We start from the raw sequence: 18,343 nt of genomic DNA, 5'->3' as shown, positions 1-18,343 counted from the left end.
CCTGCTTTTATTGTCTTTATCGAGATGCTCGCGCGCGAGCGATGACGGATCGTATCAGTGCAAATTTGCCTTGTACAACCCGGATAAGTGCAGGTTGTCTGCGCATTTTTGCATGGTGATGACCGGCACTGTTTCAGCGTAGACCAACGCGTATTCAGGCAAACGCCGCGAGCAGATCCTCTTCGAACGCCTTCTGCGCATCGCCGGCTACCTGAGCCCGATGCCGGGCCAGATGAAACGCGACATCGAAACTCATATCGCCTCGGCGCACGGCCCTGAGCAAACCTTTGTCTTCCCAGCCACGGGCAAAGTGGCTGGGCAAATAACCGACATGCTTACCGGAAAGGATGAAGGCGAGGGTGCCTTCGACTTGCTCCGAACGTGCCGAACACCGCTTGCCCTGAAAGGGTTCGTCACTGCGCAGGAAACGGTAGGGGTGATCGACCCGGTCGCTGGCCTGCAGGTCCTGATCGATCGGGTTCGCGTTGGTGAACATTGGATGGCCGGGGGCGCAATACAGGTGCTGGGTTTCAATGAACAGTTCGCGGTAGTCAAACGCACTTTGTACTTGCGAGAAGTAGCCGATGGCCAGGTCCAGCCGCTGTTGCAGCAGCAGGCGTTCCATCTCGCCGGGCATGGCGCTGATCAGCTCGATACGCACCGACTCGTCCCGCTCACGGAAGCGCCGGATTGCTTCGGCCACCCGTTGCAGCACCGATTGATCCAGGGCTTCGGACAGGCCCAGACGCACTTCGCCGATCAGGCGTCCGGCCACGCCGTTGGATTGATGACGGAAGGCTTCGATGGACTCGAACAGTCCACGGGTGGCGCTGAGCAATTGCTCGCCCTTGGGAGTGATCTTGAATCCGCCCTTGCCGCGACTGCACAAGCGATAGCCAAGGCGGGTTTCCAGTTTGGCCATTTGCTGGCTGATGCTCGACTGGCTCAACCCCAACTCGCCCTGAGCTGCGCTGAAGCCGCCGCACTCCACCACGCTGACAAACAGACGTAGCAATTGCAGATCCAGATCATGCAGTTGGCCGAGCATCAAACATTACTCCGTCATAAAGTCAGGTTAATTAACTTGGTATTTCACCAATGTATCCGACGACGCATCCTGCAACCACTTCCTCTGGTCAGGTGTTCGTCATGGCTCCCATGTTCAAGCTGTGTTTACCCGCGCTGTTGCTCGTCGTTGCCGCTTCGGCCCAGGCCGAGGACAAGGTGGTCAATCTGTACAGTTGGGCCGATTACGTGGCTCCTGAAACCCTGCAACGGTTCGAGCAGGAGACGGGCATCCATGTACGCTACGACACCTTCGATGCGCCGGAGGTACTGGAAACCAAGCTGCTCACCGGTGGCAGCGGGTACGACGTGGTCGTCCCGTCGTCCAGTGTGCTGGCGCGCGGCCTGGCGGCAGGTGCGCTCAAGGCCATCCCCCATGAGGGCCTGAAGGGCTACGCCAATCTTGATCCCGATCTGTTGGAGAAGATGGCGGCGGTAGATCCCGGTAATCGCTATGGCGTGCCCTATACATGGGGCACCCTGGGGCTCGGGATGAATGTCGAGGAGGTGAAGAAACGCCTGCCGAATGTACCGCTCAACAGCCTCGACCTGCTGTTCAAACCGGAATACGCCAGCAAGCTGAAGGACTGTGGCATCGCGGTCATTGATTCACCACAGGAAGTGATCGGCCTGGCCTTGCATTATTTGGGCAAGGATCCCTACAGCACCGACAAGAGCGATCTCGACGCGGCCCAAACGTTATTGCATCAGTTGCAACCCTCGGTGCTTTACGTCGCCAGCGGGCGGCAGATCAACGATCTGGCCAATGGCAGCATCTGCCTTGCGCTGACCTACAACGGTGACGCCAGCATGGCCGCCGACCAGGCGCGCAAGGCCAACAAACCGTTTGAAATCGCCTACCGGATTCCCAGGGAAGGCACCATCGTGTGGCAGGACAACCTGGCGATCCCCAAGGACGCGCCACACCCCGAGGCTGCCCGCCAGTTCATCGAATTCATGCTGCGCCCCGAGTCCGTCGCGGCGCTGACCAACACGCTGTTTTTTGCCACCGCCAACCAGGCCGCCACGCCGCTGGTGGATGAGGCAGTGCGCACAGATCCGGACATTTACCCACCCGCCGATGTGCGTGACCGGCTTTACGCCGACCGCAGCATGAGCCTCAAGGACATGCGCCAGCGCACCCGTTTGTGGACCACTTTCCGTAGCCGCCAATAAGAAAAGAGAAGGAGCCTTCAATGGACGTCCCGATGCAGAACGATCAAGCCCTTACCCGTGACAGCCTTTACGGCACGGCCGCCGAAAGTACCTACGCCGGCATTACCAGCTTCATGCGTCGACGCTACAGTCGTGACCTGCGTGGCGTTGATGTGGCCGTCAGTGGCGTGCCGTTCGACACGGCCACCAGCAACCGCCCCGGCGCACGCTTCGGACCACGGGGCATTCGTGCCGCCTCTGCCGGGATCGCCTGGGAACGGCACTGGCCATGGACGTTTGATCCGTTCGATCACCTGGCGGTCATCGACTACGGCGATTGCGATTTCGATTACGGCGCGCCGCAGTCGACGCCCGAAATGATTGAGGCCCACGCCGAGCGCATCCTCGACGCCGGCAGCGCGATGCTGACCTTTGGCGGCGACCATTTCATCACCTATCCACTGCTCAAGGCCCATGCCCGCAAGCACGGGGCGTTGTCGCTGATCCACTTCGACGCCCACAGCGACACCTGGCCGGACGAAGAGGGCAAGCGCATCGATCACGGCACCATGTTCTGGCACGCGGCCAGGGAAGGGCTGGTCGATCCGTCACGTTCGGTACAAATCGGCTTGCGCACCACCAACGATGATCATCAAGGCTTTCAAGTGCTCGACGCGCGGCAGGTGCATCGTCGTGGCTGCGAAGCGATTGTCGAGGCGATTCGGGCGCGGGTCGGCGACAACCCCGTGTACCTGACCTTCGACATCGACTGCCTCGATCCGGCGTTTGCTCCGGGCACCGGAACACCGGTGTGTGGCGGCTTGAGTACGGTGCAGGCGCTGGAAATTCTCGGCGGTCTACGCGGGATCAATCTGGTGGGCATGGACGTGGTGGAAGTGGCCCCGGCCTATGACAGCGCAGAGATTACATCACTGGCGGCGGCGACACTGGCGATGGAGATGCTGTGTCTGTATGCGGCAAAACATAAGGTCGATCGGTAATACGCCTAACCCTGTAGGAGCGAGCCTGCTCGCGATAGCGGTCGTTCAGCCAACATAGATGTTGAATGTTCCGCCCTCATCGCGAGCAGGCTCGCTCCTACAGTTTTGGCGGTGTCAGGCCACTGGAACGATTGGCAGGTCGAGGGTCTGACCACCGCTGAACCTTTCGGACGAACCGGAAATGGATTCGTGCGGCACGCCTTTGGCCACATCGCTGACGCTATCGAGTCGTGCCAGTTGCTCAGCACTCAACTGCACATTCAGCGCGCCCAACGTGGCGTCCAGCTGTTCACGAGTCCGGGAACCGAGGATCGGAATCAGCGCCGTGGTCGAGCGTTTGGCCTGTTCCCGCAGCCAGGCAATGGCCACATGGGTGGGGCTGGCGTCCAGTTCTGTGGCAACGCTTATCAAGGTGTCGAGCAGGGCAGTTTCACGGGCGCTTTTTTCGGCATGAATCAGTACGCCGAGCTTGTTCGCGCGGTTGTCGCCTGCGCTGTTGCGATATTTACCGGTCAGGAAGCCGCCACCCAGCGGCGACCACAGGGTCGCGGCCAGGCCCAGGGCTTCGGCCATCGGCAGTTGTTCGCGCTCAGCGGTGCGTTCGGCGAGGCTGTACTCGACCTGGATCGCGGCAATCGGCGCAAAACCGCGTACCTCGGCCAGCAGGTCGGCGCGGGCGATGCGCCACGCAGGGAAGTTCGACAGCCCGGCGTAATGAATCTTGCCGGCACTGACCAGGTCGTCGAAGCCGCGCAGGATCTCCTCCATGGGCGTGACGCCATCGCTCATGTGCGCCCAGAACAGGTCGATATGCTCGGTCTTCAGCCGTTTGAGGCTTTCTTCGACGGCGCGCACCATGTTCTTGCGGCTGTTGCCGGTGTGGGAAATGCCGGCCGCGGGTGTAGTCCCAAGGGTGTATTTGGTAGCGATGACCAGGCGATCCCGTTCTGCGGCGATGAATTCGCTGAGCATGGCCTCGGACTGCCCGCCCTGATAGCCATTGGCGGTATCGATGAAGTTGCCGCCGGCTTCCAGGTAGCCATCAAAAATGCGCCTGGCTTCGTCGCGCTCGGCGCCATGGCCCCAACCGGTACCGAAATTACCGGCGCCCAGTGCCAGTTCGGAAACACGCAAGCCGGTTTTACGACCGAAAACTTTGTAATGCATGGGATGACTCCAGAGGGATGGCGACAAGGTTAATAGATTGTCAGTAACATCTATTAAATATGATGCTAGTAATTTAATGCGTCAAGGCGCTTTTCCTCTCTGCACAAAACTGCCGATCACTGGTCACGTTTTTCATGCGCAATGGCATACTGCCGCCCATGACTATCGATTCCCCCTTAAGCGCCTGGCAGCATGCCATCGAACAAAAGGGCTTCGTCCAGGACGAGGCCCAGGAACATGCCGTGTGGGCCCTGCAAAAATGCCACGAAGCGCTGCACGAAGGCCGCGCGCCAATTTCCGGCGTGTACCTGTGGGGGCCGGTAGGGCGGGGCAAGACCTGGCTGATGGACCAGTTCTACCAAAGCCTGCAAGTACCGGCGCGGCGCCAGCACTTTCATCACTTCATGGGCTGGGTGCACCAGCGCTCGTTTCAACTGACCGGCACCGCCGATCCGCTCAAGGCGCTGGCTCGTGAATTGGCCGAAGAAGTGCGCGTTCTGTGTTTCGACGAGTTGTTCGTCAACGACATCGGCGACGCGATCATTCTCGGGCGCCTGTTCCAGGTGATGTTCGAACAGGGCGTGGTGGTGGTCTGCACGTCCAATCTGCCGCCGGACCAGTTATACGCCGACGGATTCAATCGCGACCGCTTCATGCCCGCCATCGCGGCGATCAAGCAGCACATGCAGGTAATTGCAGTGGATGGTGGGGAAGACCATCGCCTGCATCCGGGAGCCGGTTCGCAACGCTACTGGGTGGCCGAGGCCGGTCAGCCCGGCGCGCTGGATGAAGTGTTCCAGATGTTGAGCGTCGGTCAATCAGTATCGAGCGACTCGATCCAGGTCGGTTACCGTTCCCTTGAGGTGCTCAAGGCCAGCCCGACTGTGCTCTGGACCCGTTACGCCGCGCTGTGCGAGCAACCCTTCGCGGCCATGGATTTCATCGCCCTGTGCGATACCTACGGCGCTATTCTGTTGAGTGACGTGCCCAACCTCAGCGCGCAGAAACGCGCCGGGCGCATTGCTCGCGGCACTGAGGACGGTGTCGAGCGGGTGGACGCGGGGGATCGCGAGTTGCCGCAGTTGTCGGTGCACGACGACGGGGTGCGACGCTTCATTGCCCTGGTGGACGAATGCTACGACCGCAAGGTGCCGCTGTACCTTGAAGCGCAAGTGCCAATGGCATCGCTTTACACTGAGGGTTATCTGGAATTCCCGTTCCGCCGCACCCTCAGCCGATTGCAGGAAATGCAACTGCAACGGTTTGCCGAAGTTTGATAAGGATTTGATCGGGAACAGCGAACATGAATCAGCCCCTGTCACACCATTTGCTGACCATGGCCTATCAGAACGCCTGGGCCAATCACCGACTGGCCAAGGCCTGGCGTCAGTTGAGCCCGCAGGAACTGAGCGCACCCCGGGTCAGTTTCTTCCCCTCGATCCGCGCCACGCTCAATCACATCCTCACCTGTGACTGGTTCTATGTGGACGCCCTGGAGCGGGAACTGCGCGGCGACGATCCGCATCCCGATTGCCGGGTGTTTTTCAAGGAAGACGAGCCCTGCCTCATGGCGACGGACCTCGTTGGCGAACAGGCCCACGTCGACCGCCGGCTGATCGCCTACTGCGAGCAGATGCGCGATGCCGACCTTGGCAAAATCGTGACCATCGCCCGCGACACCCCGCAACACGACAGTCGCTTGCGCTTGCTGTCCCATCTGTTTGAACACCAGATCCATCACCGCGGCCAGGTACACGCCATGCTCAGCGGCACCTCGGTCCAGCCACCGCAACTCGACGAGTTTTTCTGCGCCGGTGAGTCGCACTTGCGGGCCGAGGATTTTGCCGGGCTGGGATGGACGGAAGCCTTGATCTGGGGCGCTTGAGCGCCAAAGAATTCCACGGTTGCGATTGTCGGTAACACGGTGCTCGCGCTATCGTGCAGCGGGCACTTCAGCGTGAAATACATGCTGGGGGCTACTTCATGTGTGATCGAGGATGGAAATGGACTCCGCAGAAATTCTTGTGCTTCAGGCCAGTTACACCAATCCGGTGCATGCCGAGGCTATTTGTCTGGTGTTGAACCACTACGCCGAGGACCCGATGGGCGGCGGCCAGCCGTTGCCAGCCCATGTACTGGCGCAACTCCCGGCAGAGCTTGCCCGGCGTCCCCACGCCTTCAGTGTGCTGGCCTTTGTCGGTGGCGAGCCGGCCGGACTGGTCAATTGCTTCGAGGGGTTTTCCACCTTTGCCTGCCGGCCGCTGGTCAATGTGCACGATGTGGCGGTGGTGAAAAAATTTCGCGGCCTGGGCTTGAGCCAGAAGATGCTGCAAAAAGTCGAGGACATCGCCCGTCAGCGTGGCTGCTGCAAGCTCACCCTGGAAGTGCTGGAAGGCAACGCTGTGGCCCAGGGGGCCTATGAAAAAGCCGGTTTCGCCCCCGGCATGTTCGACCCGGCCCATGGACGGATGCTGTTCTGGATCAAGAGCCTCTGATTCAACAGGCAAAAAAAGGGCGTCCATCAGGACGCCCGACAGTCTTCTGTGACCCTGGCAGTCAGAAGTCCATGGATCATTTCGGTCTGTAGGTTTCAGTCATTTGTGCGGTTTGATCGTCCGGAACCCGCAGCTCAGTGCTTTGGATGGGGTGGCCCAAGGCTTGTTGCTGGGCCAGTCGCAGGCTTTCATAGTAATAGCGCATGCGTTCGGCTCCGCCTTCGGCAAAAGCGCTGGATGCGCCCAAGGCCATCAGGCCGGCGAGGATCAATGCGGTGCGTTTCATGGTTTGCCTCCCACTACAGATGTCGGATGCCTTTCGTCCATGAATCAATGAAGCAGTGTCGAAATGGCATTATCCGCCGAATCCGTTCAATGGGAATCAACTTCACCAACGACCTTCATGGCTAACGCGGGAAGCCTGCTCGGAGAAGGTCGCGAGCCGGTGCGGAAGCAGTGCAGACTGCTCCCGCTAGAAAGGAGGGGGGTCAGGCGAGTGGGGCGCGTTGCGTGACAGCCAGGGGCTGCACCTGATTGGCTTGCAGCAGCAGTCGCAACTGCGCCAGCTCCTGTTTCAATTGATCGCGTTCGTCCTTCAACTGGCGCAACTCATCACGACGGATTGTGACGTAAAGGGTTTGTGCTGGCAGTGCGGTGTGTACTGTGCCCATTGCTCACCTCGCAAATGGCGTGTCTCAACTGTAGAACCGCCTCGAAAATCAACGGCTGATCTACTATCGGCGCCAATTTTGATTTCTTTTGCCCCCGAAGGGAACTTTTTTATTTTTCATGGTCGTTGTGTCTTCGGTTTGATTCCCGACGTTATCCATCAGGATCGGGCACAATGCCCGGAAACTTCACGCCAACGCTCTGGACTAACCTCATGAGTCGCGTTGGGCTATAACCTTTGACACACTTTTATTTGTAGTAGGGAGCATCAGCACATGCAACTCGGGATTATTGGACTGGGCCGCATGGGCGGCAATATTGCGCGGCGCCTGATGCTCAACGGGCACACCACCGTTGTTTACGATCGCAATACCGCCTTTGTCGAAGCCCTGGCCACAGAAGGCTCCACGGGCGTCACCGATCTGCCGGCGCTGGTCGCTGGCCTGGCCACGCCGCGTGCGGTCTGGGTCATGCTGCCGGCCGGCGCGCCGACCGAAGAAACCATCGACACCCTGAGCACCTTGCTCGAAGCCGGCGACACCATCATCGACGGCGGTAACACCTTCTATAAGGACGATATCCGCCGGGCGAAAACCCTGTCGGAAAAAGGCCTGCATTACATCGACGTCGGTACCTCCGGCGGCGTATGGGGCCTGGAGCGCGGTTACTGCATGATGATCGGCGGCGATGCCGAGACCGTTAAGCGCCTCGACCCGCTGTTCGCAACCCTGGCCCCGGGCCTGGGCGACATCCCGCGCACCAGGGACCGCAAGTCTGACGACGATCGTGCCGAGCGTGGCTATATTCACGCCGGTCCCGCTGGCGCCGGGCATTTCGTGAAGATGATCCACAATGGCATCGAGTACGGAATGATGCAGGCCTTCGCCGAAGGCTTCGACATCCTCAAGACCAAAAACAGCGAGAGCCTGCCGCAAGACCAGCGTTTTGACCTGAACGTCGCCGACATTGCCGAAGTCTGGCGGCGTGGCAGCGTGGTGTCCTCGTGGCTGCTCGATCTGACCGCCGACGCCCTGGCCAGCGATCCGAAACTCGACGGTTTCTCCGGGTCCGTGGCCGACAGCGGTGAAGGTCAATGGACCATCGAAGCCGCCATGGAGCAAGCGGTACCGGTGCCGGTGCTGTCGAACTCGCTGTTCTCCCGCTACCGTTCCCGTGGTCAAGGCACCTTTGGCGACAAGATTCTCTCGGCCCAGCGCTTCGGCTTCGGCGGCCACGTGGAGACCTCGAAAAAATGACCCATGTGATCCGCAGGAAATCCAAGGCTGAGCCCGCACCACCGACGACGCTGTTTCTGTTTGGCGCCCACGGTGACCTGGTCAAGCGTCTGTTGGTGCCGGCGCTGTATAACCTCAAGCGCAACGGGCTACTCGGGGATGGACTGCGGATCATCGGCGTTGACCACAACGCCATCAGCGATGAAGGCTTTGCGCAAAAGCTCGAAGATTTCATTCGAAACGAGATGGCTGGCAAGGGTGACCACACCCTTGATCCAGCGGTCTGGTCCAAACTTGCCAAAGGCATCAGCTACGTCCAGGGCGATTTCCTGGACGACAGCACTTATAAAGCGCTGGCGGCGAAAATCGCCGACAGCGGAACCGGCAATGCGGTGTTCTACCTGGCCACCGCACCGCGTTTCTTCAGTGAAGTGGCACGCCGCCTCGGTACCGCCGGCTTGCTGGAGGAGACCCCCGAGGCGTTCAGAAGGGTCGTGATCGAAAAGCCCTTTGGCTCTGACCTGCAAACGGCCGAGGCCTTGAACACCTGCCTGCTCAAGGTGATGACGGAAAAGCAGATCTACCGGATCGATCATTACCTGGGCAAGGAAACCGTGCAGAACATTCTGGTCAGCCGTTTTTCCAACAGCCTGTTCGAAGCGTTCTGGAACAATCACTACATCGATCACGTGCAGATCACCGCCGCCGAAACTGTCGGCGTGGAAACCCGTGGCAGTTTTTATGAGCACACCGGCGCCCTGCGGGACATGGTGCCCAATCACCTGTTTCAGTTGCTCGCGATGGTGGCGATGGAGCCTCCCGCCGCGTTTGGCGCCGATGCGGTCCGGGGCGAGAAAGCCAAGGTCGTCGGCGCGATCAGGCCCTGGACGGTGGAGGAGGCCCGCGCCAACTCGGTGCGCGGCCAGTACGCCGCGGGTGAGATCGATGKCAAGGCGTTGCCGGGCTATCGCCAGGAAGACAAGGTCGCACCCGACAGCAATACCGAAACCTATGTGGCCCTCAAGGTCATGATCGACAACTGGCGCTGGGTCGGCGTGCCGTTCTACCTGCGTACCGGTAAACGCATGAGCGTGCGTGACACCGAGATCGTCATCTGTTTCAAACCGGCGCCCTATGCGCAGTTCCGCGATACCGAGGTCGACGAGTTGCAGCCGACCTATTTGCGCATTCAGATCCAGCCCAACGAAGGCATGTGGTTCGACCTGTTGGCCAAGCGTCCCGGTCAGGCCCTGAAGATGGACAACATCGAGCTGGGGTTTGCCTACAAGGACTTCTTCGAGATGCAGCCGTCCACCGGCTACGAAACCCTGATCTACGATTGCCTGACCGGCGACCAGACACTGTTCCAGCGCGCTGACAACATCGAGAACGGCTGGCGCGCGGTGCAACCGTTCCTGGATGCCTGGCAGCAGGATTCCAGCGTGCAGGGCTATGCCGCCGGGGAAAACGGTCCCAAGGCCGGCGAAGAATTGCTCACCCGTGACAGTCGCGTCTGGCACCGCCTCGGATAACACGCATCTCCTGTGGGAGCGAGCTTGCTCCCACATTTTGCTCCGGGGGTTACAGCCAGTAGCTCACCGCATACCATCCGAGCAAACCCATCACCACGGTGTACGGCAACGCCATCCAGACCATCCGCCCGTAAGACAGGCGTACCAGCGGTGCGATCGCCGAAGTCAGCAAGAACAGAAACGCCGCCTGACCGTTGGGCGTCGCCACGCTAGGCAGGTTGGTGCCGGTATTGATCGCAATGGCCAGCGTCTCGAAATGCTCACGGGTCATCTCACCCGCAATGAATGCGCGCTTCACTTCGGTGATGTAAATGGTTGCCACGAACACGTTGTCGCTGATGGCGGACAGCAGGCCATTGGCAATGAACAGCATGCCCGGTTGTTGGTCCGCCGGCAGCGCCAGCACCCAGTGGATCAGCGGGGCGAACAGTTGCTGATCGTGAATCACCGCGACCACGGCGAAAAACACCACCAACAATGCGGTAAATGGCATGGCGTCCTTGAATGCTGTGCCCAGGCGGTGTTCGTCGGTGATACCGGTAAAGGCGGTGATCAACACGATCACCATCAAACCGATCAAACCCACTTCGGCGATGTGAAACGCCAGCCCGGCAATCAGAATCAATGCGGCAACGCCTTGCACCAGCAGCGCTGCACGTTGGCGTGTGGTGCGCTCGGCATTGTCTTCGGCGGCGTAGTTGGCCAGTACCGCGCGGACGTTATCCGGCAGCAGCGTGCCGTATCCGAACCAGCGCAGCTTTTCCAGCAGAACGCACGTCACCAGTCCGGCAACCAGTACCGGCAGGGATACCGGCGCAACCCGGGTAAAGAAGTCGGAGAAGTGCCAGCCCATTTCATGGCCGATCAGCAGGTTCTGCGGCTCACCGACCAGCGTGCAGACACCGCCCAATGCGGTGCCCACGGCACCGTGCATCAGCAGGCTGCGCAGAAAGGCGCGGAACTGTTCGAGATCACCCTGATGGAGGGTGGGCAGATGTTTGTCGTCGCTGAACTCGCTGTCCAGACGCGGATCGTTACCCGAGGCGACGCGGTGATACACCGAGTAAAAGCCTACGGCGGCACTGATGATCACGGCAGTCACGGTCAAGGCATCGAGGAACGCTGACAGAAACGCCGACAGAAAGCAGAACATCAGGGCCAGCAGGGCCTTGGAACGAACCCCCAACAGCAGACGCGAGAACAGGTACAGCAACAAGTCCTTCATGAAATAGATACCGGCCACCATGAACATCAGCAGCAGGATCACCGGGAAATTGTGCAGCAACTCGTCGTACAGCGCCTGTGGCGTGGTCATCTTCAGCAGCAGGGCTTCAATCAATAACAGGCCGCCGGGCATCAGCGGATAACACTTGAGCGCCATGGCCAGGGTAAAGATGAACTCCAGCACCAGCAGCCAGCCGGCCGCCACCGGGCCTGCGGTCCACAGCACCAGGGCATTGAGAATCAGAAAGCCGACGATGCAGGCCTTATACCAACGGGGCGAGTTCCCGAGAAAGTTGTGCGCGAACGCCTGGGCCATTGAACCGGACATCGGCTGCTCCTTGTTTTAAGAAGCGCGCAAGTTGCCGTAAGCGGACGAGAAGATCAAGCGCAGGAAAAACCCATCGGTTTAGCCTAGAAAGCGCGCGACGACTGCCTTGTAACTGCCCTGCAGCGAATAGCCGCCAGCCACGATGTTTCCATTGGCCTGCACCGTGACACAGGTGGCGGTATCCGGGCCGGGGCCCAGGCGAGTACGCGTACAGCCACAGCCTTTGCCAAAGCGGCGATCGAGATGGCCGTTGGGCAGGTATCGCCCGACAATGAAGTCTGCTTCAACGCCGCCGATGGTTGCACCCGCCGCCAGCACACAGCCATCGGGCTGTAACTGCGCGGCGATCCACTGGCATCCGTTGTGACCGATTTGCAGCCGCTGTGGTTGTCCGCCGTTGCAATGATTGTCGGGTCGGCCATTGCTGTGCATTTTAAATGTCAGGCAGTGCATCGGCTCGCAACTGCTGCCGAAACACAGGATGTCACCTTCGTTTTGCTGGACCACCTGACTGACCCGGGCGCCATGCCCTTGCGTTTTGAAGGTCATGAATCCATCCACGGCAAAACGGTCGTCGAGGCGGCCGTCAGCGTGATAGCGTGCCAGCAAGCCTTCTTCAGGAAAGTTGATCGATCCACCGACCAGAATTCGGCCATCACGTTGTACCGTCAGGTTGCTGAGCCAGGTATTCATCAGCAGGTGCCTGACCACCACGAAGCCGCTACCGTTGAACGAGCAGTCCAGCGAGCCTTCGCCATCCAGTCGTATCAACAGGCCGACGTGATCGGCCAGTTCGTAGTGATGGTTGGCCAGGATCAGGATCCGGCCATCTTGTTGTACGTCCACATCGCAGGCTTCCGCACCCGGCACACCGGGCGGCAGCCATGCATCACGAATGCCCAGGGACAGACCGCCAGGCAATCGCACGACGCAGCGACCATTATCGCCAAAGCTCTGAACCAGGCGACCCTGCTGATCCAGCAAGGCGAGGGCCGGGAGCGTGCGGTGCGTGTTTTCGTAGTGCAGCCCGGCCAACAGGATATTGCCGTCGGGCATGACCAGAACCTTGGCGCCCATGGCTTCGAACCCCGGTTCGAATTGGCCGATGACACTACCTTGCTTGCCGAACGCGAGGTCTGCGCAACCGTCCTCCAGCAAGCGGGCCAGACCAAAGCGGCTGCCATCGGCCATGCCGACTTTTGCGGCTACCAGCAAGCGGCCCTGCGCATCGATCGCAATGTCATTGGCGAGGCTGGAAAGGCTGTCGACGAAATACACCTGGGTTTTGCCGTTGGCGGCAAACGTCGTATCGAGGGTCCCGGGGGTGTGCCGGGTGGCGGAGAAGGTAAAAGCGGACTGGATTGACATGCGCCGCAACTCCTTGCGAGTCGTCCTGATCCAGAAGTTTGGGTGGCGACTATGTAGGGAGAATATTCAAACCCTGAATGATGAGATGCGCAATGGTGAGAACTCACAGACGGAGAGTCGTTGTGTGCCACAACAGTGTCTTTTCGAACCAATGGCAAGCCTGCAAAGTACCGGGTGCGCAAAAGTTCGAATTTGTGCGGGAAATGAGTGCGGATCGGTGAAAACGATCAACCCAACTAATGGCAGGGGGGGAGGGTGCGGATTACCCCGGAGTAATCCGCAAAACAGATTAGTGCGGCATCGACCACGATTGCAGTGTGTAACCTTCCTCGCTCAATTCGGCGCGTGCCTGTTCCAGCAGACGTTCAAGTTGTTGAGGGTCGGAGTAGGCACTGCTTGGGATCTGCTTGCGGCCAATGCTGGTGCTGGTGCGGTCGATAACGGTCAGGCTGAGTTCGCCATTACCGTCTTGTGGGGCCCAGGCCACGCATTTGAATGGTTTGAATGCGCGGTCGGCAATCAGCAATGCTTCGTTGATACGGAGCGGGGCGTTCATAGGGTCTTCTCTCTGTATGCCCAATCAAGTGATGTGCCGTCGGTTGGGCTTACCGTTCGGCTGGTTACTTGTACTGATGCCCGCAACCGGGGTTTGGGTCACACACAATCAAAAGAAATTTCCACTTTATTTCATAGGCTCAAGAATGATGCTGGCATTGAAAGCGCAATGAAAGGAAGAGTCGTTAGGTAACTAACAGAATCGCAACTTATAACTGGTTTTACAGCGTCCCTATAGTCAAACAGTACAAGGCCCTGTCAAATTCTTGCTAATGTTACAGTTAGGTCTGCCAAATGACTGTTTTTAATAAAATTTCTTAAATTTGGCGTCAAGGAACAGTCATGAGCGATGCGCCTGCTTTACGACGTTTATTAGTGGTGGACCCCTGTGACGATTGCTATCGTCTGCTCCCTGGATTGCGCGCTATCGGTTGGGACGTTGATAGCTGCACGCTGGCGAACGCCACTGACCGAACCTGTGACGTGGGCTTGTTACGCTTGCAGCCCTCTCACCTTGAGCACCCGGAAGCCGTCAAGGAATTGATCAGCCGCAGTGGCACCGAGTGGATAGCCGTACTCAATCAGGAAGTGCTGCGCCTGCAAAATGTCGGCGACTTTGTGTGTGAATGGTTTTTTGACTTTCATACCTTGCCATTCGATGTGTCCCGGGTTCAGGTAACGCTGGGCCGGGCGTTTGGCATGGCGCGATTGCGCGGGCAGGGAACGGTCTATGTTGACCAGCCCGAGCATGAATTGCTGGGTGACAGCAAACCTATCCGTGAACTGCGGAAACTGTTGAACAAACTGGCTCCGACAGAATCTCCGGTGTTGATTCGGGGTGAAAGCGGCACTGGCAAGGAACTGGTCGCACGCACCCTGCATCGTCTGTCCCAGCGTCACAGCAAACCCTTTATCGCGATCAATTGTGGTGCGATTCCCGAACACTTGATCCAGTCCGAGCTGTTTGGCCATGAGAAAGGCGCATTTACCGGCGCGCACCAACGCAAGGTCGGACGGATAGAAGCCGCCAACGGTGGCACTCTGTTTCTCGACGAGATCGGTGACCTGCCACTGGAGTTGCAGGCCAACCTGTTGCGGTTCCTCCAGGAGAAACACATCGAGCGGGTGGGCGGCAGTCAGCCGATTGCGGTGGATGTGCGGGTTCTGGCGGCAACGAATGTCGACCTTGAAGCCGCCATCGAGAAGAAACGCTTTCGCGAAGACTTGTATTACCGCTTGAACGTACTGCAAGTGGCGACCGTTCCACTGCGCGAGCGCCATGGCGACCTGGCGTCGCTGGCCAACCACTTCTCCCATTTCTACAGCCATGAAACCGGACGCCGCCCACGCAGTTTCAGCGAAGACGCATTGATTGCCATGGGCAAACACGACTGGCCAGGCAATGTTCGCGAACTGGCCAACCGCGTTCGTCGCGGGCTGGTGTTGGCCGAAGGCCGGCAGATCGAGGCTCGTGATCTGGGGTTGATCGGTCAGCATACAATCGCCGCGCCGATGGGCACCCTCGAAGAATACAAGAGCCGGGCCGAACGCCAGGCATTGTGTGATGTATTGAACCGCCACAGCGATAACCTGAGTGTCGCCGCCAAAGTATTGGGTGTGTCGCGTCCAACCTTCTACCGGTTGTTGCACAAGCACCAGATTCGCTGAACCGCAGCCGGAAACCAAAAAAACCGTTGCGATTGCAGCGGTTTTTTTGTTCGGGTCAGAAGTAGTAAGGGAGTTTCAGACTGAACTGGAAGTCCGGAGCATCGTCCGTCATGCCGATGGACAGGTTGGGGACGATGGTCAGGCTGTCGGTGGCCGCAATGGTCATGCCGATGTTGAAGTAACCGGCGTTGGCATCGCTGGAGACCACCGATTGCCAATCCCCGCCATCTTCCTTGAGCTTGCTTTTGCGTTGCACCAGGTCAGAGACCGAGAACGACATACTCATCTTTTCGTTCAAGGCGAACGCAATACCGGCGCCAATCTGGAAGCTGTCGCCAATGCGTACTTTGCCCGGTGTCTTGACCGCCGGGTTGGAGCTGATGTCGTCGAAAGACTCCTCCAGATTGTGCGTGTAGGACAGGCTGCCGAACAGCACTGCCGGATCGAACGTCTTGACCAGAGAGATCCCCGGTGTAATCGCCCAGACGCCATTACCGGTAGGCAAGGATTCAGGCACGGCCAGGTTGGAGTTATCGTCCACCCGAATCAGCTTGATGCCGAACGGATCTTTGCCGGTCGGCGCCTTGACGCGCAAGGTCACCACGGCATCCGGGGTGTTGACCGACTCGTCGAGGAATTTGTAGGCGATACCGAAGTTGACGTCACCTATGGTCGGGTCTTCCTTGACGGTATCTTCAGTCGTGACGTTGGCGGCGCCGTTATTGCCGCCACCGGACTGGTAGGTGGATTGACGGTAGACCACCGGCACGTTCAGGTCGAACTGCCAGCGATTGTTGAAGTTGTAGCGGCCGGTGAGGTCAAGCGTCCAGGTGTCGGCCTTGATCCGGTCCAGGTTGATGGCGCCCAGAAAGATCGAGTCCAGGGCGAGAAAACCGTTGAGGATCAGTTGGCGGGTATCGTATCGGGAGTAGGTAATCCCGGTTTCGAAGCTGAACTTGCCACCACCGAAGAACCCGCTGGCCTCGTCATACAGATTTGAAACGCTTTGCGCCGGTTGTGAGTCATCGGCCAACGATTGTCCATACGAGCTGCCGCTGCCCCCGGCGGCACCCCCTGAAGCGGCCGCCGCACCGGTGCCGGTGGCGACGTTTGGATTGCCTTTCATGTCTGCTGGCGACTTGGCCAGGCGTTTAGGGGGAGGAGAAGCGGGCTGGTCCTCAACCTGGCGGATTCGTTGTTCCAGTACCGCCAGGGCTTTTTGCTGGACTTCGTATCGTTGTTTCAACTCCAGAAGCTCTTGTTTGAGCGCCTCCATTTCCGGGTCAGCTGCTGCCGGCACCATCGCCGCCGGGAGTAGAGCACTCAAGCATACAACTGCACGCAGTGATACTGATCGGTACATGAAATAAGCCGTCCATTTGTGCCCAATGGTCCAGACTCAGCGTAGTTCAATAGCCCAAGGTCCGTAATGCAGCGAGTTGGTTCAGGTTGAAGTCCAATACACCTGTACTGGGGCCATTATTGTTGAGCACTACGTTGAGTTGAGTCATGTTGTTGACCACATTGCTGCTGCCCAGCAACCGGGTGTTTTGCAGCAACCCGCCTTGGGCGACCTGTTGCAGGCTTGAGCCCTGGTTGTTGTTGGCGGTAATGGCCACCTGAACACCGCCGCTCGTCGCGGAAACGGCGACACTGCCTGCGGCATTGCTGCCGGTAATGGTTTGACCGGCTATCAGCGCCTGGCCCTGGCTCGGCACCAGTGCAGGGGCCGTGCGGGCCTCTTTGACGTTGATGGCAATGTTGTTGTTTGAACTGTTGCCATCGCCTGCGGCCCGTGTGACCTGGGTTATGCCCCGGGAAGTGCTCAGGGCAGCGCCACCCGTCACGTTACCGCTGCCCGACCTGGACGTACCGCCATGACCGGATTGCTTGATGGTTGAAACATAGAACTCGGGTTTGACCGTTGCGGCTTGAAGTTGCATCGAGGTGGATGCCCCGATCAGATCACCACTGGCATTGCGCCAGGTACTGCTCATGACAACACCGAAGCTGATGATCCGCCCCGGCATCACATACCGGCCACGCAACGCGGCCAGTTCCTGGTCATTGATTTCGATGGGTCTGAACTCATCAGCAAAACCTGAAGTGTTCGCTGCCAGACAGGCAGCGACCACCCAATACGAGGTTTTCATTTGCTGCTCCCGGAGCATCCTGCCCCCTATCATCTTATTGGCGATTAAAAGAAGTCGCTCTGTATGAAACCAAAATCCATCAGTTCAGCATCTTTGACCGGGTTGAAGTTATCCATCTTGTTCTTGGCTGTCAGCGGTTCCGGTGGACTGCGTAACGCATTGGTTTTGTCGTAACCGGGACCGACGATAGCGAAGATAATGCCATTCCAGCCTTTGACAAAGTCATCATGGGAATAGCGTTTGTGTCCGAGTACCGGGTCGCCGATATAGACCCAGTACTTGTCCGCTCTCTGCAACACCACGAAGTGCTTGTAGCCGCGAATTTCCATCAGTACCACCACCGGAATCGTCACTGCATCGAGTCTTTCAGGCGGGATCTTGTAGCCCCGGGCGCGCATGCCGATGCGCTCTATGTAGCGCTTCATGTCCAGCATGGAAAAACCCTGGGTACGCACAAGGTCCTGGTCTGCGGTGACCAGCATGCCTTTGATGATGTGCTCCTCATCGACGTCAAGCCAATAGGCCTGGCGCAGTATCGTTGCCAGCGCGGCGGCACCGCAGCTGAAATCGGTTTTCTGTTCGACGATGTCGCTGAACTTGCGCTCACGCAAACTCTGTACGTGCTTGTATACCAGCACGCCACCCGGCAGGGCGGCCACCGGCATCTGTGCGGCCTGGATCAGGCCAGACAGGCAGAGCAGGGCGAAAAGGACAGTCTTACGCATGAT

Annotated in this window: 18 protein-coding genes; 8 read left to right on the top strand and 10 right to left on the bottom strand. The window is 58.9% G+C overall.

Annotation, left to right across the window (positions count from 1 at the left end):
- Window positions 1-154: 154 nt before the first annotated feature.
- On the bottom strand, window positions 155-1,048 hold the full coding sequence (locus AC1DXW_RS19880; protein WP_477754229.1) for a LysR family transcriptional regulator: 894 nt from the start codon (window positions 1,046-1,048) through the stop codon (window positions 155-157).
- Between the two features lie 101 nt (window positions 1,049-1,149).
- Here AC1DXW_RS19880 and AC1DXW_RS19875 point away from each other — a divergent pair, with 101 nt between their 5' ends.
- Window positions 1,150-2,241: a polyamine ABC transporter substrate-binding protein gene (locus AC1DXW_RS19875; RefSeq protein WP_477760360.1), complete on the top strand. Its 1,092-nt coding sequence runs from the start codon at window positions 1,150-1,152 to the stop codon at window positions 2,239-2,241.
- Between the two features lie 20 nt (window positions 2,242-2,261).
- On the top strand, window positions 2,262-3,221 hold the full coding sequence (speB, locus tag AC1DXW_RS19870) for an agmatinase (protein WP_477754227.1): 960 nt from the start codon (window positions 2,262-2,264) through the stop codon (window positions 3,219-3,221).
- Between the two features lie 114 nt (window positions 3,222-3,335).
- On the opposite strand, the gene AC1DXW_RS19865 is transcribed toward speB, so the two are convergent.
- Window positions 3,336-4,388 carry an aldo/keto reductase gene (locus tag AC1DXW_RS19865; RefSeq protein ID WP_477760359.1) on the bottom strand — a complete coding sequence of 351 codons (1,053 nt, stop codon included), beginning with the start codon at window positions 4,386-4,388 and terminating at the stop codon, window positions 3,336-3,338.
- A gap of 158 nt (window positions 4,389-4,546) precedes the next feature.
- Between AC1DXW_RS19865 and zapE the strand changes: the two genes are divergently transcribed.
- The 3 genes from zapE to AC1DXW_RS19850 all read left to right on the top strand — a co-directional run bounded on the left by zapE (window position 4,547) and on the right by AC1DXW_RS19850 (window position 6,883).
- A complete protein-coding gene (zapE, locus tag AC1DXW_RS19860; RefSeq protein ID WP_477753783.1) occupies window positions 4,547-5,665 on the top strand; it encodes a cell division protein ZapE in 1,119 nt (372 codons plus the stop codon).
- Between the two features lie 26 nt (window positions 5,666-5,691).
- Window positions 5,692-6,273: a DinB family protein gene (locus AC1DXW_RS19855; RefSeq protein ID WP_477753784.1), complete on the top strand. Its 582-nt coding sequence runs from the start codon at window positions 5,692-5,694 to the stop codon at window positions 6,271-6,273.
- A 118-nt stretch (window positions 6,274-6,391) separates the two neighbouring features.
- On the top strand, window positions 6,392-6,883 hold the full coding sequence (locus AC1DXW_RS19850) for a GNAT family N-acetyltransferase (RefSeq protein ID WP_477753785.1): 492 nt from the start codon (window positions 6,392-6,394) through the stop codon (window positions 6,881-6,883).
- Window positions 6,884-6,959: 76 nt separating this feature from the next.
- Here AC1DXW_RS19850 and AC1DXW_RS19845 read toward each other — a convergent pair whose 3' ends face one another.
- Together AC1DXW_RS19845 and AC1DXW_RS19840 are read right to left on the bottom strand one after the other, a co-directional pair.
- Window positions 6,960-7,169: a hypothetical protein gene (locus tag AC1DXW_RS19845; RefSeq protein ID WP_007994798.1), complete on the bottom strand. Its 210-nt coding sequence runs from the start codon at window positions 7,167-7,169 to the stop codon at window positions 6,960-6,962.
- Window positions 7,170-7,371: 202 nt separating this feature from the next.
- Window positions 7,372-7,554, bottom strand: a complete 183-nt coding sequence (locus AC1DXW_RS19840; protein WP_108217489.1) for a DUF6026 family protein — start codon at window positions 7,552-7,554, stop codon at window positions 7,372-7,374.
- Window positions 7,555-7,827: 273 nt separating this feature from the next.
- Between AC1DXW_RS19840 and gnd the strand changes: the two genes are divergently transcribed.
- Window positions 7,828-8,808, top strand: a complete 981-nt coding sequence (gene gnd / locus AC1DXW_RS19835; protein ID WP_477753786.1) for a phosphogluconate dehydrogenase (NAD(+)-dependent, decarboxylating) — start codon at window positions 7,828-7,830, stop codon at window positions 8,806-8,808.
- Window positions 8,805-10,319, top strand: a complete 1,515-nt coding sequence (gene zwf / locus AC1DXW_RS19830) for a glucose-6-phosphate dehydrogenase (protein ID WP_477760358.1) — start codon at window positions 8,805-8,807, stop codon at window positions 10,317-10,319. Before gnd ends, zwf begins: the two co-directional genes overlap by 4 nt.
- Before the next feature lie 49 nt (window positions 10,320-10,368).
- Here zwf and nhaB read toward each other — a convergent pair whose 3' ends face one another.
- The 3 genes from nhaB to AC1DXW_RS19815 all read right to left on the bottom strand — a co-directional run bounded on the left by nhaB (window position 10,369) and on the right by AC1DXW_RS19815 (window position 13,795).
- Complete coding sequence (nhaB, locus tag AC1DXW_RS19825; protein ID WP_477753788.1) at window positions 10,369-11,871, bottom strand: sodium/proton antiporter NhaB; 1,503 nt, start codon at window positions 11,869-11,871, stop codon at window positions 10,369-10,371.
- A 78-nt stretch (window positions 11,872-11,949) separates the two neighbouring features.
- Window positions 11,950-13,239, bottom strand: a complete 1,290-nt coding sequence (locus tag AC1DXW_RS19820; protein ID WP_477760357.1) for an NHL repeat-containing protein — start codon at window positions 13,237-13,239, stop codon at window positions 11,950-11,952.
- Window positions 13,240-13,528: 289 nt separating this feature from the next.
- Entirely contained in the window at window positions 13,529-13,795 is a 267-nt protein-coding gene (locus tag AC1DXW_RS19815) for a hypothetical protein (protein WP_477753790.1), read from the bottom strand.
- 341 nt (window positions 13,796-14,136) lie between these two features.
- Between AC1DXW_RS19815 and AC1DXW_RS19810 the strand changes: the two genes are divergently transcribed.
- Complete coding sequence (locus tag AC1DXW_RS19810; RefSeq protein WP_477753791.1) at window positions 14,137-15,462, top strand: sigma-54 dependent transcriptional regulator; 1,326 nt, start codon at window positions 14,137-14,139, stop codon at window positions 15,460-15,462.
- A gap of 55 nt (window positions 15,463-15,517) precedes the next feature.
- On the opposite strand, the gene AC1DXW_RS19805 is transcribed toward AC1DXW_RS19810, so the two are convergent.
- The 3 genes from AC1DXW_RS19805 to AC1DXW_RS19795 are packed head-to-tail and all read right to left on the bottom strand — an operon-like array spanning window position 15,518 to window position 18,340.
- On the bottom strand, window positions 15,518-16,825 hold the full coding sequence (locus tag AC1DXW_RS19805) for a hypothetical protein (protein WP_477760356.1): 1,308 nt from the start codon (window positions 16,823-16,825) through the stop codon (window positions 15,518-15,520).
- Window positions 16,826-16,871: 46 nt separating this feature from the next.
- Window positions 16,872-17,633 (bottom strand): hypothetical protein, encoded by a 762-nt coding sequence (locus AC1DXW_RS19800; protein WP_477760355.1) that lies wholly within the window; start codon window positions 17,631-17,633, stop codon window positions 16,872-16,874.
- A 26-nt stretch (window positions 17,634-17,659) separates the two neighbouring features.
- The gene (locus AC1DXW_RS19795) at window positions 17,660-18,340 is read right to left on the bottom strand and encodes a C39 family peptidase (RefSeq protein WP_477760354.1); all 681 of its coding nucleotides are present in this window, start codon (window positions 18,338-18,340) and stop codon (window positions 17,660-17,662) included.
- Window positions 18,341-18,343 lie beyond the last annotated feature (3 nt).

Source organism: Pseudomonas sp. P4_C4 (assembly GCF_056402055.1).
Note: the sequence above shows the minus strand (reverse complement) of the source record. Positions and strands in the feature narration are given on the sequence as shown.

Coding starts and splice junctions, on each gene's coding strand:
- AC1DXW_RS19880 (WP_477754229.1), bottom strand. CDS start 1,048: ATGCTCGGCCAACTGCATGATCTGGATCTGCAATTGCTACGTCTGTTT.
- AC1DXW_RS19875 (WP_477760360.1), top strand. CDS start 1,150: ATGGCTCCCATGTTCAAGCTGTGTTTACCCGCGCTGTTGCTCGTCGTT.
- speB (WP_477754227.1), top strand. CDS start 2,262: ATGGACGTCCCGATGCAGAACGATCAAGCCCTTACCCGTGACAGCCTT.
- AC1DXW_RS19865 (WP_477760359.1), bottom strand. CDS start 4,388: ATGCATTACAAAGTTTTCGGTCGTAAAACCGGCTTGCGTGTTTCCGAA.
- zapE (WP_477753783.1), top strand. CDS start 4,547: ATGACTATCGATTCCCCCTTAAGCGCCTGGCAGCATGCCATCGAACAA.
- AC1DXW_RS19855 (WP_477753784.1), top strand. CDS start 5,692: ATGAATCAGCCCCTGTCACACCATTTGCTGACCATGGCCTATCAGAAC.
- AC1DXW_RS19850 (WP_477753785.1), top strand. CDS start 6,392: ATGGACTCCGCAGAAATTCTTGTGCTTCAGGCCAGTTACACCAATCCG.
- AC1DXW_RS19845 (WP_007994798.1), bottom strand. CDS start 7,169: ATGAAACGCACCGCATTGATCCTCGCCGGCCTGATGGCCTTGGGCGCA.
- AC1DXW_RS19840 (WP_108217489.1), bottom strand. CDS start 7,554: ATGGGCACAGTACACACCGCACTGCCAGCACAAACCCTTTACGTCACA.
- gnd (WP_477753786.1), top strand. CDS start 7,828: ATGCAACTCGGGATTATTGGACTGGGCCGCATGGGCGGCAATATTGCG.
- nhaB (WP_477753788.1), bottom strand. CDS start 11,871: ATGTCCGGTTCAATGGCCCAGGCGTTCGCGCACAACTTTCTCGGGAAC.
- AC1DXW_RS19820 (WP_477760357.1), bottom strand. CDS start 13,239: ATGTCAATCCAGTCCGCTTTTACCTTCTCCGCCACCCGGCACACCCCC.
- AC1DXW_RS19815 (WP_477753790.1), bottom strand. CDS start 13,795: ATGAACGCCCCGCTCCGTATCAACGAAGCATTGCTGATTGCCGACCGC.
- AC1DXW_RS19810 (WP_477753791.1), top strand. CDS start 14,137: ATGAGCGATGCGCCTGCTTTACGACGTTTATTAGTGGTGGACCCCTGT.
- AC1DXW_RS19805 (WP_477760356.1), bottom strand. CDS start 16,825: ATGTACCGATCAGTATCACTGCGTGCAGTTGTATGCTTGAGTGCTCTA.
- AC1DXW_RS19800 (WP_477760355.1), bottom strand. CDS start 17,633: ATGCTCCGGGAGCAGCAAATGAAAACCTCGTATTGGGTGGTCGCTGCC.
- AC1DXW_RS19795 (WP_477760354.1), bottom strand. CDS start 18,340: ATGCGTAAGACTGTCCTTTTCGCCCTGCTCTGCCTGTCTGGCCTGATC.